The organism is Paenibacillus sp. A14 (assembly GCF_036864815.1).
GTDB lineage: Bacteria > Bacillota > Bacilli > Paenibacillales > Paenibacillaceae > Fontibacillus > Fontibacillus sanfengchensis.
Genome location: NZ_JBAGJD010000004.1, coordinates 101,065 through 118,509, shown reverse-complemented (window position 1 = coordinate 118,509; position 17,445 = coordinate 101,065). Strand labels below are relative to the sequence as shown.

The following is a 17,445-nucleotide window of genomic DNA, read 5'->3' as shown; positions in this document are numbered from 1 at the left end:
ATTATGTATTTATTTTGATCCCCCCGAAACCGACGCAGGTGAACTTAAAGGTGTAAAATATTGATCGGATGTGGCCGAATGAGATGGAATAGTATTCGTACAAAATTGATTGTCTTTCTGCTGCTGCCCATCATCGTTACGATGGCGGCCGCGGTGGCGGTCAGCTACTCGCATACCACGGCATCGCTCCGGGAACGCGCGGTGGAGGAGAACCGCAACTTGCTCTATCAGGGATATCGCAACATCGACAGCTTGCTGCAGAACATAAACCGAATCTCCCTGAGCGTGTACTCGGACTCCGAATTTTACAGACTGCTCGACGCCGGTTACGACGATATGTCGGCCAATATCGGGATCTATGCCTCCCTGAACTACATTTACAAGGCGGCTCCCGATATATTTCAGGTTTATTTGTACGGTGTCGAGGATCAGAAAGCGACCCTCATTACGCAGGATACGCCCAAGCGCTGGCAGGATTCCGCCCCTTTCCCGGTCTCCGATCTGCCGGAGCATGAACCGCTGCGCATCCAGACAACCCATGAAAGCCACCATTACGGGCTGTTGACGCCCTTTTTTCCGAAAGCGACGACGGAGCAGGTATTCACCTTGCACCGCCGTATTGAGAAAATACCGTCCAATCAAGCCATCGGCTACTTGTCGATCGATGTGAAGCTGTCGGCGCTTAGCGAAATTGTCGATCAATTATATGACAGGGCTCAAGAGAACCTGTTTATCCTTGATGCGGACGGCCAGTTGGTCTACGCCAATCAGCCCGAGCTGATCGGACAGCCGATCGCAGCCGATTGGTACTCGGGACGGGGTTCTCTTTTCGAAGGGAAGCAGGGCTATTTTGAACAGGACCATTCGGTATTCGTTTATCAGGAAATCGACAGCGCGGGGGCAAGGTGGATGCTGGTCAAACAGATTCCGGTGTCCCACCTGCTCGGCGAAGCCAACCAGGCCGCAAAAATCAACGGATTGCTGTTCGGTTTGGCGCTCCTTGTGATCGTCACGGCGACGGTGCTGATCTCGATCCGCATCACCTCCCCGATCAAGCGGCTTTCACAATACATGAGCCAGGTGAAGATCGGGAATCTCCAGGTGGATATCGCCTCCGCCGGCAACGATGAGATCGGCGTTTTGACGGAAAGGTTCCGGAATATGATGGACACGCTGAACAATTTGATTCTCCGCGAATACAAGCTGGAGTTGTCCAACAAGAACAACCAGCTGCGGGCGCTCCAGGCGCAGATCAATCCGCATTTTCTGAACAATACGCTGCAGATCATCGGTACGCTGGCCCTGGAACTGAAGGTTCCGCAAATTTATACCTTAATCTCGTCGCTGGCCAAAATGATGCGCTACAGTATGCACGACGATGACCGGGGCGTGACGCTGCGGGATGAGCTTGAGCATGTAAAAGCCTATGTCGAGCTGCAAAAGGAGCGTTTTGAGAACCGGTTCGACTTCCAGGTACAAATAGACGAGTCTTTGTTATCGGTGAATATGCCCAAGATGATATTGCAGCCGATTGTGGAAAATTACTTTAAGCACGGCTTGGGACCGGAAGATACCGGTGGAACGCTTGGGCTGACCGCGGCTTACGCGGAAGACGGGAGCATTGTCATAACTGTGGAAAATAACGGTTGCCGCATCCCCGAAGACAAGCTGCGCCGGCTCCAAAGCGGGCTGAGCCACTCCGGGGCCGAACAGATTCGGCCCGGCGAGGACGAAACGGGGGGCGGCTCCGCACCGTCCATCGGGCTGATCAACGTGCTGACCCGGCTTCGCCTGGTTTACGGCGAAGCTGCGGAGTTGAGCGTCAACAATCTGGACCCGTCCGGAGTCCGCATCCAGCTGAGGTTCCGGAACGATGACAAGAACGAGGAGGAAGCATCGGAATGAGAGCATTGATCGTGGACGATGAAGCGAGAGTGCGCAAAGCGGTAAGACTGCTGGTCGATTGGCAGGAACACGGCATCGAAGAAATTGCGGAAGCCGTGGGAGGTTCGGAGGCCATCGGCGTTATCCGCGAATTCAAGCCGGCCATCGTCATCATGGATATGATGATGAATGCCGGCCATGGCATGGAACTGATGGCCTGGGTCAACGAGCACGCCCCGTCTCTCAAATTTATCGTGATCAGCGGGCACGATGACTTTGAATTTGTCCGGGGGACCGTCCGGCACGGCGGGGTCGATTATATTTTGAAGCCGATCGAGCCCGAGGCGATCAACGCCGCGGTAGCCAAGGCGGTCCGCCAGTGGCGGCAGGAGGAACGGGAACGGCTGGAGCAGCAGAACACGAGTATCCGGTTGAACGAATTTAAACCGGTCTACGGCGAGAGGCTCCTCTCCTCGATGATTGACGATCCGGGCTCGGCGGACAACAGTTTAAAACGGCTGCGGATGGAAGGCGTGATTCCCGGGGAGGCGGATCAGGCCAGGCTGCTGCTGATCCAGGTGGATGCTTCGGACACCTCCCTGCTGAAGCGATTCGGAAATGAAGGCGAACTGCTGCAGTTCTCGCTGATCAACATCTGCAACGATTTCCTGACCGCCGAGCAAAGAGGCATCGCCTTCAAGCATTGGGGCGCCGCCATGGAAATCCTGATTCTCCTCTGGAAACTGCCGGAACGGGCCGCCGAGCTCGTGGCCAAAATCAACGATGGCCTGTTTCATACGCTGCAGCGGAGAATTCACGTGGGCCTTGCTTCCACGGGACCGATGCCGTCCAGCCTGCCCGCGCAATATGCGGAAGCGACGGCAGCCATCCGCCGGCGCAATCTGCTTCAGCCCGACCAATACATCCACGAGCTGAAGCAGGGCCAGCCCGCGGCGGAAGAGGAACCCGTCTCCCTGTCGTTTGCCGGCGTCCAAGCGGATTGGAAAACCGCCGTCCTGAGCGGGGATCCGGGGCAAATCGCCTCGTCGGTGCAGCGGTGGATCGACGCCCTTGGCCGGACCGGCTTCGTCTCCCCGGAGATGCTCGACTCCTGGAGGTCCTCCATCTTCTCCTTCCGTTCCGGCTTGCTCCGGGAGATGCTCGGCAGCGACGCGGACCAGGTGCTCTCTGCGCTGGAACAAGGAGATCACGCCGAGGCGCCGCCTATGCCGAACAACTATGTCTTTTCCCCGTTTGCGTGGCGGGATTGGCTTAACCGCTTCTTGACCCGTCTCGCCGGAGAAATCTCCAAACGGCAGCAGCGCGAATCGCGAAAAATCGGCGATATGCTGGCTTATATTGAACAGCATTACCAATCCGAGCTTTCGCTGCAAGACCTCGCCGCCCATTTTCAGGTCAGCCGGGAGTATATCTCCCGCAAGTTCAAACAGGAGTTCGGCGACAATTTCTCCGACTACCTGACGGCCTACCGGATCGACAAGGCGAAGAAGCTGATGCGAAACCCGAACCTGAAAGTCCGGAGGATCGCCGAGATGGTCGGCTTCAATGACGTCAAGTACTTCAGCAAGGTGTTCAAGAAACAGGAGGGCTTGTCCCCGCGGGAATACCGGAGCAAATGGACGGACTAGCATTAAAAAAAGTGCGGACGGCCGAAGAGAGAGAAGAAATCTCCTCTTGCCGTTCGCACTTTTTTTATTAGTGCCTCCTCATCAGACATTAGTCTCACACCCAAAGGCATCTTCAAATCGGATTTAGTATACAGTTCCGGCAGGTATATTCAGGCCAATCCACAATGGATGCGAAAAGATGCAAATCTGCAGGTTTTTAAGCCGAGCCTCGCGGAAATGCGAAAAAAGATGCAAATCCTGCAGGTATTTCTAACGATTTTAAAGAACCGAGCCGGTTTCGTCGAAAATTCCTGCAGAATCGCAGGAATTTTAAAATATTGGCCCCGAACAGGAAAAAAACATGCAGATTTGCAGGAATTCTATGTTACCAAGGTTGTCCGATGGGGCCTTAGCTGGAAAACCTCCCGCTAATATGCCACTCTTGAGCCTTGAATTGGATTTAGCTGAAAAATCCCCTCTTACTCTCTCTCGATTCGTCCGATCCGTTTCCGATCCGGCCGATTTCGGGCTAATTTAGCGGAGGAGTTCCATCCTACGGGCCTTTTCGGATTCCCTCCCTAGACCACGAATTAACGGGAGGAAGTCCCGTTAATCTAATATTAGGGTGATCATCACCTTTCATACCAGGCTAAAAAGGCTTCCGCCACGGCCTTTCCGGCCAAACCGTTCGGGTGCGGATCATTGCCGGGGCTCATAAACTCCGGCCGCAGGCAGTGATCCAGCGGGGCGGGCTGCGACAATACCGCGGCGATGTCGAACACCCGGTCCACGCCGGCTGGAGGAGCGGTCCGCAGCGTCTCGTTCACCCGGCGCCAGACCTGCTCCCGGTCGCCGCTGAAATTGAACGGCGGCACCGTAAACATCACGATATCGACAGCCGGATTGTTCGATTTCAGAATCGAAACGATCCGGGTCAAATCGCCGAGCAGTTGCCCGGCGCTGCGTTCGCCGATATCGATATCGTTCACCCCGAGCGCGATCAGCACCTGGTCGCCCTGTCTCGCTTTGTTCAACCAGGCCGTATCCGTGGCGGCATCGTAGGCCCGCGCCCAGCCCGAACCCAAATTCCAGACGCCGTAGTCCGGTCCGAGCCCGTCGGCAATTCGGGCCACCCAATACTCGTAGCCGTCCACGGCGGTCCGGACACCTTGCGTGATCGAATCCCCGAAGAACACCATCCGGCGTTTTACGGGCTTCCGGTACCCGATCCACGCGGGCATCACGAGCATTTTGTCCGAAAGGGAAAAAAACTCCGCTCCGGCATCCTCCGCGTGCTTCCCGGGGGCATCGAAGGCCGTCACCAGCATCTGCTCGACGTTATAGGGAACCGATCTGCCCGAGCCTGCGGCGATGGTCCAGGAAAAAGCCAGGTCATGCCCGTCCGGCAGCGCAAGCTCCACCGGATCGCTCCAGAACGTCTCCCCCGGCCGGACAAGCCGGGACGGGCTGCCGCCAAAGGTGACGGGCACCCGGGAAGCCGGGTTGACGCTGCCGTCCCGCCGGGTGCCTCCATCGGCCACAAAAGCGGCCTCAATCAGCCAGTCTCCGCCGGGTTGCCCTCCGTTCGCCACCTCGCCGCGATCCCAGGTTGAATCGACGCCGTTGCTGAACCAGAAACGAAGCTCCAGGTTTCCTTGTTCCCGCAGCCGGACGTAAGTCCGGTATGTATGCGTAAATGCCTCAGGGCGCTCTATGATATAGTTAGCCGCGGTCGACAGCACCGTGGCGGAAGAATAGTCCCCCAGCATCGGCTCCATCTTGCCGCTTCCCTCTTGATGACCTGCCCTCTCCATTCGCTGTTCCATGCCATATCCACTCCATCTTCATTGGTCTCTCCTCGAACCATTGTACAAAAAAACCGGAGCTGCGACTACAGCACCCGGTTTAAAAATGTTTTGGTCCGTTCCTGCTGAGGATTCCCAAACAGCTGCTCCGGCGTCCCCGACTCGATAAATTCGCCGTCCGCCATGAAGATGACCCGGTCGGCCACCTCCCGGGCAAAGCCCATTTCATGCGTGACGACGACCATCGTCATCCGCTCTTCGGCGAGCTGCCGCATGACCTGCAGCACCTCGCCGGTCAATTCCGGATCGAGCGCGGAGGTCGGCTCGTCAAACAACAGGATCTCCGGGCTCATCATGAGCGCCCGGGCGATCGCGACCCGCTGTTTCTGGCCGCCGGACAGGTTGGCCGGATAGGCGTCGCTCTTCTCGAGCAAGCCGACCTTCTCCAGCAGGGCGGAAGCCCTGTCGCGGATTTCGGCCGCCGGCAGGCGCTTGACCAGCTTCGGCGCCAGCTCCAGATTGCCGCGCACGGTCAGATGCGGAAACAGGTTGAAATGCTGGAACACCATGCCCATCCGGGCCGTGATCTCTTTGATTTTGGGCGGGGATGCGTATTTGCCGTCCCGCACCAGGAAATCATCCCCGATCCGGATGCTGCCCGCATCCACCTGCTCCAGATGAGCCAGACTGCGCAGCATGGTGCTTTTGCCCGAGCCCGATGGGCCGATCACTGCCACAACCTCGTTCGGCGCGATTTGCAGGGAAACCTTTTTTAGCACCTCCAGTGAACCGAAGGATTTCCGCACATCGCTCACATCAATCATCGTATTATTCATCGTCATCCATGATCCCTTTTAATCGAATTTGAATTTGCGCTCAAGGATTTTGAAAAACAAGGTCAGTATCAGCGTCATCACCAGATAAATAACCCCCGCGATCACGAAAGGCATAATCGTAAAGTCGCGGTTCACCGCGGTTTTCGCGAAATGCAGCAGCTCCGGCACGGCGACCGCGTACAACAGCGCGGTGTCCTTGACCAGGGTAATCGCTTCGTTCGATACCGCCGGGAGCGCGATTCGGAACATCTGTGGCAGAATGATCCGGGCCAAAGTGTGAAAGCGCCCCAAGCCAAGCACTTGCGCCGCTTCATACTGCCCCTTGTCGATAGCAAGCAGGCCGCCGCGGAAAATTTCGGCAAAATACGCGGCGTAGTTCAGCGTAAACGCTAGAGCGGCCGCAACAAAGCGGTCAAGCACCAAGTATTCCCCGATCACCGGCAAAACGGGCAGGCCGAAGCAGAAAAACAGCATTTGCAGCAGCAGCGGCGTACCCCGCATCACATAGATAAAGGCATTGGCCAGCCAGGCCAACGGTTTGAATCGGCTGCGGACCAGCAGCGTTATGGCAAAACCCAGCGGAATGGACGTTACGATCGCCAGAAAAAACAGCAGCACGGTCGTTTTCGCACCCTCCAGCATCGGTCCCGTAATTTCCCAAAAATAATCCATACTCATAAATGACTCTCCTCTAAATGAAAACTAAAAACCGGATATAAAATCCAATCCGGTTTTTAAAACGCCCCGTCTATTTCAACACCTTATCCTCGCCGAACCAGGTCTCCGAAATCTTGGCGGCGGTTCCGTCCTGATTCAGTTCATCGAGCGCTTTCTGCAGCTTCTCAAGCAGTTCTTCATTGCCTTTCTTCACGCCGATGCCGTATTCCTCGGGGGCAAGGGATTCGTCCAGCAATTTAAAGGTGCCCTCTTCCTTGGACATATAGTAGCGGGCCACCACCTCGTCGATGACCACGGCATCCAGCCGCTTGGTTTTCAAGTCGCTGAGCGCAAGCACATTGTCCGGGAATTCCGTGACCGTCTTGATTTCATCCTTGATCGGATTGGCATTCAAGGCGTCCGCCGCCGAGGACAGCGACTGCAGTCCAACCACTTTGCCGGCCAATTCGCTGATCGCGGAAATCGGGGAGTCCGCCAGCGTAACGATCACCTGACTATTCTTCAGGTACGGTTTGGTGAACAGAACCTTTCCTTTACGTTCGTCAGTAATCGTATAACCGTTCCAGATCAGGTCGATCCGGCCGCTGTTCAGCTCGGACTCTTTGGCCGACCAGTCGATCGGCTGGAAGGTGGCTTCCATGCCCATTTTTTTGGCCGCAGCCTTCGCATAATCAATATCAAAACCGACGATCTCGTTATTTTCATCCCGGAAGCCCATCGGGGCGAATTTATCATCGATGCCGATGACCAGCTTGTTATCATCCTTGCCGGCGCCGGAAGCGGAGCAACCGGACATCACAACCAGCATCATACTCAAAATCGTCAGCAGAATTGCGCTCTTTCTTCTCATCTGTATCTCTCCCCCATCATGTAGACAAAAGCGCGATGCGCGCGCTTTAGTTCGTTAATACGTTATCAGATTCTCATGATAACATACTACCAGAAAAGAGTCGAGAGAAATGAGAGTTTCCCAAAAAAAGTGAGCCGATTTTATCACAGGATGGCTTCGGCCAACTCCCGATAAATCCCCACGATCTCCTCCATGCTCATTCGCACCAGCCCGCTGGAGGAAGGAGCCACGAAGTCCTGCACGCCATCCACAAGCATATCCGATTGAAAGCCCCAGCCCGCCCGGGAATTTCCGCTATATTCGGTGTACACGCCTTTGCCGACAAAACAGGCGACCTTGGGTCTGTACTCCTGAAGCTTGCCGCGCAGCAGGGTTCGGCCCTGCTTGTACTCCTCGCGCGTGATATCTTCGGCTCCCCGCGTCGGGCGCGCCACAATGTTCGTAAACCCGTATCCGAGCTTGAGCAGCTCGCTGTCTTCCTCCGCCTTGTAGAGCCGAGGCGTCAGGCCGGACCGGTGCAAAATCCGCCAGAAATTGTTGCGGGGATTGGCATAGTGATGTCCCACCTCCCCGGACCGCAAGCTCGGATTAAACCCGATAAATACGATGGACAAACCGTAATCCAGATGATCCTGAACTTCCTGCATCTCCCGCGAAACCTCCTTTTGTTTTGGCAAAAACACGGCAACCGATCGTCCCGGGGCTTAACGTAAATCCGAGCCCGCGCTGCCTTAAGCGAGGACCCGGCTGCGCGGTGGCTCTAGCGCAAGCGCGTTGCGCACTGATCGATGCGAGATCCGAACTGATCGAAGCTGCTGCGCTGCCCTATCGGAGATCCGCGCTGATCGATGCTGCTGCGCTGCCCTTTCGGCGATCCGCGCTGATCGGAGCTGCTGGCGCTGCCCTAACGGAAATGACAGCCGTTATTTCGCGAATATTCGCACTTTCGGATTTCTAACGGATCCAGTAGCGCCTATTTGAGCTCATTCCCGCCGAATTGACCTCATTTTGCCGAAATAGCGGCTGCTGCTTCCGTTAGAATCCGCAATCGGCCTTGATGGACGAAATAGCGGCTGTGGCTGCCGTTAGAAACTGCAGTTAGGAACTTCCGTCAGCAACTTCTGTCAGCAACTTCGGCCCAGACCGGACCGGATATTCGGACTCCGCGAGGCGAGGCTATACCTTTTCCTGATAAATCCTTCCCGCCGCCTTGCGCCTCTTTTTAATATAATCACCCAGCGCAAAGAACAAACCGTAGATTACCACGAAAAGAAACAAGGCGATCGCCTCCTCGGCCAACAGATACAGCGGGTGGGGCCCCAGCCAATCGAGTACCGACGGCGTATCCGGCTTGTGCAGCAAAAACATATAATTGGCTCCGATCGCGGCATTCAACAAACCTACCGCTAACGCCAGGACATTCAGGAAAAGCATCGTTTTGCCGATCGACCTCCAGGTTGGACGGTACCCTTCCACCCATGTCATATACAGCGGAGCAAGAATAATGGCCAAATGGGCGATGAAAAACTGAAAGAAGCGGAAATGCGGAAATCCGTACGCCAGATTCGGCGTTAAAAAAGCCTGCAGCGCTCCCCCAATTCCGGCAAACAGCAAAATTTCGTACAGCCAGCGCGTTCGGGTCCACAGCATCAGAATCGAGAGCAGGAGCGTAATCGTACAGAGCTCAAGGGGCAGCGTGTAACGGATATCCCAAACCTCCTCGGCAAAATACCAGATGTTCAGACTGCCTTCACATAGAATAAGGAGGAAGATCAATCCGCATCTTACGGCCAGGCGCAAGGTCTTTTTTTCACGGATATGTCGTCTGGTCAAAAAGAGCGCCAAAGCGAAAACGAGCAACAGTGCGATCGAAATGAGATGGGGCGCGGAAAACATAAGAAAATCCGGAGCTTCCCGGGAATTAAAAAACGACAAAATCATAAGTTCTCCTTTTTCAATTAAATAAATATGTATCAAATTGGTTGTGACTTATCGTATCATGCGCCGGAGACTTCGTAAAAATCTTTTCTCCTCATCCGGGAATTTGATATAATAAGCTAAGACATTGGAAAACGTTTTCAGACATAAGCGAGCCGTCCTTTTTGTAAGCGCTAGCATGAATGTTGGTTGTGGAGTCATTTTTGTACCGCCATTATTTCTTGAAAAAGAGAGGGATTCACGATGTCCGCAGCAAAACCACGCATCCTTACCGTAAACCAGATCGGCTATCCGGCGGCCGGACTTAAATCATTCCGCTATACCGGGCCCGGCGGAACTTTTGAAGTGATCCGCGCTTCCACCGGAGAGGTGGCCTTCGCGGGGGAAACCGCCCCCGCCCGGCAGGACGAGGCTGCCGGAACTCCGGTTGGTTCGGGGGAATTCTCCGGGCTGTCCGAACCCGGAACCTACCGTATTCGGATGAACGGCGAGGTTTCGGCTCCCTTTAAGATCGATTATGATCCGTACGCCGAACTGCATACCGGCCTGCTTAAAGCCTTTTACTTCTTCCGCTGCGGCTGCGATCTGGCGGAGGAGTTCGCCGGGCCTTGGGCCCACCGGGCTTGCCACCTCGCGGAAGGCATCGTCTACGGCGAGCCCGAGCGGAGACGGGACAGTGCCGGGGGCTGGCACGATGCCGGCGACTACGGCAAATACACCGGCCCGGGGGCCAAGGCGGTCGCCGATCTGCTGCTCGCCTACGAGCTGTACCCGCAGGCCTTCCGCCGCACCGTGCCGCTCCCCGAGAGCGACGGGCGTATGCCGGATGTCCTTCATGAGTGCCGCTACGAGCTGGAATGGCTGCTCAAAATGCAGGATGAGCAGACCGGCGGCGCGTTCCACAAGCTGACGACCAAGCAATTTCCGGGCCTCGATGTCATGCCGGAAGACGATTTGGCCGAGCTGTATTTTCTGCCGATATCGGCTGCGGCTACGGGCTGCTTCGCTGCCGTGATGGCCATGGCTGCCCGCATTTACCGCCTGTTCGACGGTACGTTTGCGGACCGCTGTCTGGATGCGGCCCAACGCGCCTGGCGCTGGCTGCTCGATCACCCCGAAGTCCCCGGCTTCAACAATCCGCCCGATATCGCCACAGGGGAATACGGCGACGCCCAGGATCTTGACGAACGCTATTGGGCGGCGGCGGAGCTCTTCCGCACCACCGGCGACGAGGCTTTTCACGAGAAGTTCAAACGGCTCGCCCTCCAGCAATTCCCGAAATTTGAACTGGGCTGGGCCGATATGGGCGGCTACGGCTCCCTGGCCTATCTGCTCGGCGGCCCGGGAAAGGCCGATCCCGCCCTCTATGCCCGGCTTCAAGACGGACTCCTGGCGGAGGCCGGCAAGCTGCTGGCGATCAGCTCCGGTGACGGCTACGGCATCTCCCTGACGCCGGCGGATTATATATGGGGCAGCAACATGGTCGTCATGAACCGCGCGATGCTTCTGCTTATGGCCTTCCGCTTCGGCGGCAAACCCGAGTACGAACAAGCCGCTCTTGACCATGTCCATTACCTTCTGGGACGCAATGCGCTCGACTTCAGTTATGTGACGGGTTACGGCGACCGCCCGGTCATGCACCCGCACCACCGCCCCTCGGTAGGCGATCGGGTGGCCGATCCGGTACCCGGTATGGTGATCGGCGGACCGAACCGCGGCCTTAACGACGACTGCATGATGGAGCATCTGCAGGGCGAAGCGCCGGCCCGTTGCTTTATCGACGATGAGCTCAGTTACGCGGGGAACGAAGTGACGATCTACTGGAACTCGCCGGCCGTGTTCGCGGTCTCGCATTTCGTTTCATGATGCGAGCAGGAAATTGGCCGCCCGCTAACGGGAAAATCTCCCGTTAAATTACCGCTATGGGCTTTTGAACCGGATTTAGCTGGAAAAGCTCCATCTATTTCGCGGCCCTATTGCCGTTATACACAATTTCAAGCGAATTAGCGGGAGGTTTTCCAGCTAATTCGCCTCTGCAGCCGCATACACACCAAATTAACGGGAAGAATTCCCTTTAATTCAAACCAAACCATTAGTTGTAGATCAAGTAGTTATAGATCAAGGGTGTGAGAAGAACCCTTTACACCGCTGTCTAATATGCAAATTAATAGTTTTACCTATGATAGCAGGAGATTTACCGACTAATTGAGCTCTGCTGCGGGGAGGGATTCTAATTAAAGGGGAAATCTCCCGTTAATTGCGCAACGGCCTAATCGTGCTTCAGCCTAAGTGTTCGAATTTTATCCGTCAAAAAAAAAGCAGGTTCCCAAGGCGTAACTCCCTGGAAACCTGCTTGATTAGTTTTGCCGGCTTACTCCGCCAGCCCCAAAGCGCGCATCGTGCGTTGCAGCACAATGGCGGCCTCCGCCCGCGTTGTATAACCGCCCGGCAAAAATTGCCCCTTCGCGTTCCCTTTCAGGATGTTCTGTTCCGTCAGCTGTGCAACAGACGGCGCCGCCCATGCGGGGATGGCGCCCTGATCCGCAAACCGCGCCAGGCTGGCAATGCCTGACGAAGCGCCGGATGCCGCCGTGCTCTCCTTCCCGTTCTTCGCGAGTTCCCACGCGCGGGAGAGCAGCACGGCCATTTCCGCGCGGGATAGACGCTCACCCGGGGCAAAGGTGCCCCCACCCTCGCCTTCACCGTCGACGAGTCCGAACTTCACCGCCGCCCCGATATCCCCGGCCAGGGAACCGCCCGCGGAAACGTCGGTGAACGGGTTCGCCTCCGCGGCCGAAGGCAAGCCGAGGCTCCTTACGAGCAGAGCGGTAAACTCGCCCCGCGTCACTTGCCGTCCCGGCGTGTAATGGGACGCATCCGTGCCCTTGATGATCAAGCGGGAAGCCATCGCTTCGATTTCTTTCTCCGCCCAGTGGCCGGTCACATCATTGAACTCTTTCTTGTGTTCCACGATCATGAAGACTCCGCTTCCACTTCCGGGCGACTTCAGTTCCAGCGCAGGCTGGCCGTTCCAGGTTACGGACACCGCCGGAACCGGACGGAACTCGCCGGCCGCTTCGTCGAATTGGACGGCAACGCGATTCGCGCCGCCGCCGGAAGCTCCAGCCGGAAGAGGAACGATCCGGCTAAAAAGATCCGCTCCGAATCCATCCAGAGCCTTCGCCGTTCCGCTGTGAATCAGGCTGGACCGGAACTCCAGCGCCGTCCCCTTCACAGCTTGAGCGCCAAGGCTTGCCGCCGCGGTCTCCAGCTTCTCCAGCTGAACCGCGGACACCGGAGCAACGGAAATGGACAGCAAGGACTGCGGGTTCAACCCGCTCCCTGTTCCCAGCGCCTTGTTCACGCTATCGCTTACCGCTTTTAGCGGGAGGCGATAGCCCCCGGCTCCGGTCTCGATCACGACAGCCGGGGTGGAAGAGGCTTTGGCCGCACCCGCGATCAGCGTCTGGACCGGAAGCCGCACCTCTACGCCCCCGTTTACGTCCGGCAAAGAAATCGTCACATGATCAGCGGCGCCGCCGACAACCGCCTGAAGCGCGTTGTCCAACACGGCCGCCGACTTGACGCTAACCACCGTTATCGTTTGACCCGCGGCGTTCACGTTCTGCGTTGTTTGCAGTTGGTCGCCCGAAAGCTTGGCGCCCGGTGTCTGTGCAGCCGGAGGCGTCGAAGGCGCCGGCGTCGTCACGCGCCCCGAGCTGCCGCCAGATTGGCCGCCACCGCTCACAGGTTTGGCCTGCTCCACGATCCGCCCTTCCACTTGGGGCGCAACCGTACCTCCAAGCGACTTCACATGTTCGATAAATATCTCATAATCCGGATACCCGAGATCTTCATAATAGCTCCCCGAAGCAATCGCTGCGGCAAAAGAGGCATAGCCGTCTCCGCCATTCGCCACAAAGCTGTTGGTGGCCATGCGGTAGGTCGCCTGCAAATTCAAGGGAACATAGCCCGATCCCTTCAGAATTTGAACATCATACACCCGGCTCCCAACCGCTTGGGCCGGATCCCATTTTAACTTCATGCCCGCAATCTGCGGGAATTTGCCGGGCAGATCGTTCAGCTTGGCACCGCTGATCCCGTTTTCCAGCCCGTCCTTCAGCTGCTGGCCCGTTACATCCATAACAAACAGCGTATTCCCGAACGGCATCACGGTGCGCAGCTCACCCATTGTAATGTCTCCCTGATCGATCGGAGCGCGGATGCCGCCTCCATTGGTCAGAGCGATGTCCGCGTTTTTCAACTGCTTGGCTTTCGCCAGCATTCCGTCAGCGATCAGATTCCCCAAACTCGTCTCCCTGGAGCGGACATTCTTGCGTTCCCCGTCCAGCGGAACCGCGGCCGTTCCGATCACGGTCTTTTTCAGCTCCTCGAGGTCCGCGTTGAGCGGAGCGAGTATTTCCGCCGCTTTGGAGTCCTCGGGCACCTTGGCATCGACAGTAATGAGTCTTCCCGTCGTTTGTCCCGGGCCCGTCAGTACCGTCCCTTGGCTGTCAAACACCAGATCGACACGGCCGAGGAACTTGCCCCATTCATTGGCCTGCACGATCACCGTAGGCGTCCGGTGCACGTCATCGACGACAATTTCGGGCTGGTCCAACCGCGTATGCGTATGGCCGCCGACGATCAGGTCAATGCCCTCCACGGCCTCCGCGAGCTCCTGATCCCTTCCGTATCCCAAATGCGAGAGGCCGATAATAATATCGATGCCGTCCTGTTCAATCGCTTGGACCGTTTCCTTTGCCGCTTCCGCCGCATTCCGGAACGTGACATCTTTGCCTGGACTGGACGTTTCTTTGGTATCCTCTGTCGTCAGGCCGAATACCGCCACTTTCTGGCCTTCGACGTCAAGTACGACATAAGGGTATACGCCGGCATTATCCAACGTTTTGGGCCCTTTAGGGTCGACCGTGATCGTAGCCTTGAGCAGTGGAGCCATATTGGCGTCCCGCCTTAAGTCGACATTGGAGCTGACAAGCGGAAACTTGGCTTTTTTCACAAAATCGGCCAGAACCTTCGTCCCTTTGTCAAACTCGTGGTTTCCGAACGTCATAGCGTCATAGCCCATATAATTCATAAATTCAAGATCCGCCAATCCCTGCCATTTCGTAAAATACAGATCCCCGGAAAAAACATCTCCCGCATCCAGCAGCAAACTGTTCCCGCCTTCGGCCCGGACCTGCTTCACCAGCGTGGCTCTGCGCGCCACATCGGCTAAATGGGCATGCGTATCGTTCGTATGCATTACCGTCAGCTCCCAGGTAGCCTGGCCGCCGCTTCCCACCGTGACGACCGCTTGCGCCACACCATAGCCGTCCTCGCTCAGCGCCGTAATCACAGCCTGACCCTCGGCGACCGGTGTCACGTTCCCGTCGCCATCCACTTTCGCGATATCCGGACGCGACGAGCTCCATGTTACGCGGTTCGAATTCGATTCGGCAGACTCCACGGTGGCTGTCAGTTGCTCCCCCCCTCCTCCGGCCTGCAGCCGCAGGCTGTTCTTATTCAGCGAAACCTTGGTTACGTCCAGCTCCAGCACCGACACGGTGCCCCCCACTTCATTGGCGACAAGCAAAAGCGGACGGCCTGTCGGACTGTCGGTTGCCGGAATAAACTCCAGCCCCTCCGGCCCGGTATCCGTGTTGATGCCCGCCGGGAAGTCACGCGTGTTCGTATAGTTCACAAACACCGGATTTTCCGGGTTCGTGATGTCATAGGTCATCACTCCGCCAACCCGCTCCAGGCCGATAAACGCAAAAGCCTTGGTTCCGACCTGACCAACGGTGACGTATTCCGGTTCGGGACCTTTTTTGGGACTACGGTCATCTTTTTCCACCTTACTGTTGCTCACATTAAAATAATCCGGCAGCCGCTCCGCGGTTATCCGCTCAAAATCGCTGCCGCTATCGTATACCTGCGTAGTTACCGTTGCTGCAGAGGAAGCGTCCCAGATGGAGAAAGAACGCGCGCCATACATATACACGCTGTCCGTCCCCATATCGCCGGCGGCTTCCACTTTGTCATAGGTCGCCCCATGCTGGCTCAGGAACTGGGCTGCGGGTGAGGCGGAATCCAGATTCGCCTTCAGCTTGGAAATTTTGCTGCTGTTTACCCGGTGATCCCCCCATTCGGTCGCATCGCCTTCGTTGGCGGTCAACAGGTAGGTCTTCCCGTCCTTTTCGTAAGCCGCAATTCCGTCAGGCATGTACATGCCTTGGAAAGGCGCGGTCTCCAGCTTGATTTCCCCGTCGTTCACCAGGTCCAGGGCGTTCTTCGGATCGCTGAAATCCTTGGTCCCCAGGCCGTGAACCGCCGTGACTTTCCTCTCGGCAATGTTCACTACCGCGATGGCATTGTTCTCCTGAAGAGTCACGTACGCCGTTTTTTCGTCCCCGGACAAAGCGATGTATTCCGGCTCCAGGTCGTGGATCGCATCTTCTTTGGATCCGGGCCCCGTGATATTCCCGTCCGCATCCGCTGCTCCGCGAATATGCACGGCATTATCGATCACCGCGGGATCGTCGAACTTGACGTGAGACACTTTATCCGTTTCCAGGTCGATGATCGTCACGCTGCCTTCGGGGTCGATCCCCGCCTCGCGAGGCTCACCCTCATCGGCGGTCAAAATATACTCCCCGTTCGAGGTAAACTTCACCATATCCGGTTGAATTCCGGCCTCGTAAGTGGTTAGCAGGTTTCCTTCATAATCGAGCACCAGGATTTTGCCGTTTTTGTCCGGTGCCGCTTCCTGAACCGCCGCTGCAATCGTGCGGGTTTTTGCATTGATATCCAGGCTGGTCAAATCCCCGAATTGGAAGCCCTCGGTTTCCGCCAGCTCCTTCACATCGATGCTCTTTTCCTTGGTCAGCCGACCGTCAGCCGTTAAAGGCACGATATCGATCGAAGGCGGATTGGTCGAACCGTTGACGAGATAAAATTTGCCGTTATCCCGGTTGTATCTGACGATTTCGGCAACCCCGCCGTCCTTGTTGGGCGTTCCCGTTTCATAGCCGGCGATTTTGCGGATTCGCAGCGTATCCTTTGCCGGAGCGGGAGACAGAGCCGGTCCAGCCGCGTTCACCTGCAACTCTCGGGTATCGGTAAATTCCGTGGAATTCGCATCCTTGATGGTAAAAGTAACCGTGTAATTGCCTTCCGCACCGGACGCGGGCATCCCCTCAATCGCACGGGTCGTATCCGAAATCGCCAAGCCTGCCGGAAGCCCTGCCGCTGCAAAAGTATAAGGAGCTTGTCCTCCATACACGTCCAGCGTCACGGAATAGAACTGTCCCACGGTTGCGGCGGGCAAAGACGTACCCGATATTCCGATGGTTGCCGACGAGCTCAAACTTGATCCGCGGTCATCCGCGCCAACAACTCCGGTATCCGTCGCTCCGGCGTTCATCATTCCGGCATCCATCGATCCGGCATCCATCAATCCGGCATCCATCGCCCCGACCGTCTCGGTCGCCCCGGCCTCCCCTGTGGCTCCGACCGTACCTGCGGCACCCGCCACTGAACCGACCGTTGTGCTGAGCAAAATTTCCGCCGCCATCAGCAGCGAGATCATCCTCACTATCCTCAACTTCAATCCGATTCCCCCCATATCAGCATCATTCCCCCACAGTCTATTGAAGAATTGTTAGCGCAGGGGCCTTTTTCCTTCATGGATATGTAAAATATGTAAAGTCATCTTTCAGATATATATGTGATCAACCATGCGGCAGTCGTGTGATGTGAAATGTTCTTAACCGCTGCAGCTATCCTCTATCCTCCCAACCTAATACAGATCCTCAAAAAGAAGC

At 56.6% G+C, this 17,445-nt stretch carries 10 protein-coding genes; 3 read left to right on the top strand and 7 right to left on the bottom strand.

Features of this window, described 5'->3' with window-relative positions; all coding sequences use genetic code 11:
- Positions 1–78 precede the first annotated feature (78 nt).
- Entirely contained in the window at positions 79–1,905 is a 1,827-nt protein-coding gene (locus V4U88_RS11835) for a cache domain-containing sensor histidine kinase (RefSeq protein WP_334073475.1), read from the top strand.
- The gene (locus V4U88_RS11830; protein ID WP_334073474.1) at positions 1,902–3,533 is read left to right on the top strand and encodes a response regulator transcription factor; all 1,632 of its coding nucleotides are present in this window, start codon (positions 1,902–1,904) and stop codon (positions 3,531–3,533) included. The genes V4U88_RS11835 and V4U88_RS11830 overlap by 4 nt, the downstream gene beginning before the upstream one ends.
- A gap of 611 nt (positions 3,534–4,144) precedes the next feature.
- Here the strand turns inward: V4U88_RS11830 and V4U88_RS11825 are convergent.
- From V4U88_RS11825 to V4U88_RS11800, 6 genes are all read right to left on the bottom strand, one after another.
- Entirely contained in the window at positions 4,145–5,338 is a 1,194-nt protein-coding gene (locus tag V4U88_RS11825; RefSeq protein WP_334073473.1) for an SGNH/GDSL hydrolase family protein, read from the bottom strand.
- 65 nt (positions 5,339–5,403) lie between these two features.
- Positions 5,404–6,153, bottom strand: a complete 750-nt coding sequence (locus V4U88_RS11820) for an amino acid ABC transporter ATP-binding protein (protein WP_334073472.1) — start codon at positions 6,151–6,153, stop codon at positions 5,404–5,406.
- An 18-nt stretch (positions 6,154–6,171) separates the two neighbouring features.
- Positions 6,172–6,831, bottom strand: coding sequence for an amino acid ABC transporter permease (locus tag V4U88_RS11815; protein WP_334073471.1), 660 nt, complete (start codon positions 6,829–6,831; stop codon positions 6,172–6,174).
- A gap of 70 nt (positions 6,832–6,901) precedes the next feature.
- Positions 6,902–7,681, bottom strand: coding sequence for an amino acid ABC transporter substrate-binding protein (locus tag V4U88_RS11810; RefSeq protein WP_334073470.1), 780 nt, complete (start codon positions 7,679–7,681; stop codon positions 6,902–6,904).
- A gap of 143 nt (positions 7,682–7,824) precedes the next feature.
- A complete protein-coding gene (locus V4U88_RS11805; RefSeq protein ID WP_334073469.1) occupies positions 7,825–8,328 on the bottom strand; it encodes a mismatch-specific DNA-glycosylase in 504 nt (167 codons plus the stop codon).
- Between the two features lie 529 nt (positions 8,329–8,857).
- Positions 8,858–9,622: a YwaF family protein gene (locus tag V4U88_RS11800; protein ID WP_334073468.1), complete on the bottom strand. Its 765-nt coding sequence runs from the start codon at positions 9,620–9,622 to the stop codon at positions 8,858–8,860.
- 240 nt (positions 9,623–9,862) lie between these two features.
- Here V4U88_RS11800 and V4U88_RS11795 point away from each other — a divergent pair, with 240 nt between their 5' ends.
- Entirely contained in the window at positions 9,863–11,485 is a 1,623-nt protein-coding gene (locus V4U88_RS11795) for a glycoside hydrolase family 9 protein (RefSeq protein WP_334073467.1), read from the top strand.
- 505 nt (positions 11,486–11,990) lie between these two features.
- On the opposite strand, the gene V4U88_RS11790 is transcribed toward V4U88_RS11795, so the two are convergent.
- On the bottom strand, positions 11,991–17,231 hold the full coding sequence (locus V4U88_RS11790) for a choice-of-anchor I family protein (RefSeq protein WP_334073466.1): 5,241 nt from the start codon (positions 17,229–17,231) through the stop codon (positions 11,991–11,993).
- Positions 17,232–17,445 lie beyond the last annotated feature (214 nt).

Bases quoted from the DNA above. Each gene is read 5' to 3' on its own strand.
- V4U88_RS11835 (WP_334073475.1), top strand. From the start codon at position 79: ATGAGATGGAATAGTATTCGTACAAAATTGATTGTCTTTCTGCTGCTG.
- V4U88_RS11830 (WP_334073474.1), top strand. From the start codon at position 1,902: ATGAGAGCATTGATCGTGGACGATGAAGCGAGAGTGCGCAAAGCGGTA.
- V4U88_RS11825 (WP_334073473.1), bottom strand. From the start codon at position 5,338: ATGGAACAGCGAATGGAGAGGGCAGGTCATCAAGAGGGAAGCGGCAAG.
- V4U88_RS11820 (WP_334073472.1), bottom strand. From the start codon at position 6,153: ATGAATAATACGATGATTGATGTGAGCGATGTGCGGAAATCCTTCGGT.
- V4U88_RS11815 (WP_334073471.1), bottom strand. From the start codon at position 6,831: ATGAGTATGGATTATTTTTGGGAAATTACGGGACCGATGCTGGAGGGT.
- V4U88_RS11810 (WP_334073470.1), bottom strand. From the start codon at position 7,681: ATGAGAAGAAAGAGCGCAATTCTGCTGACGATTTTGAGTATGATGCTG.
- V4U88_RS11805 (WP_334073469.1), bottom strand. From the start codon at position 8,328: ATGCAGGAAGTTCAGGATCATCTGGATTACGGTTTGTCCATCGTATTT.
- V4U88_RS11800 (WP_334073468.1), bottom strand. From the start codon at position 9,622: ATGATTTTGTCGTTTTTTAATTCCCGGGAAGCTCCGGATTTTCTTATG.
- V4U88_RS11795 (WP_334073467.1), top strand. From the start codon at position 9,863: ATGTCCGCAGCAAAACCACGCATCCTTACCGTAAACCAGATCGGCTAT.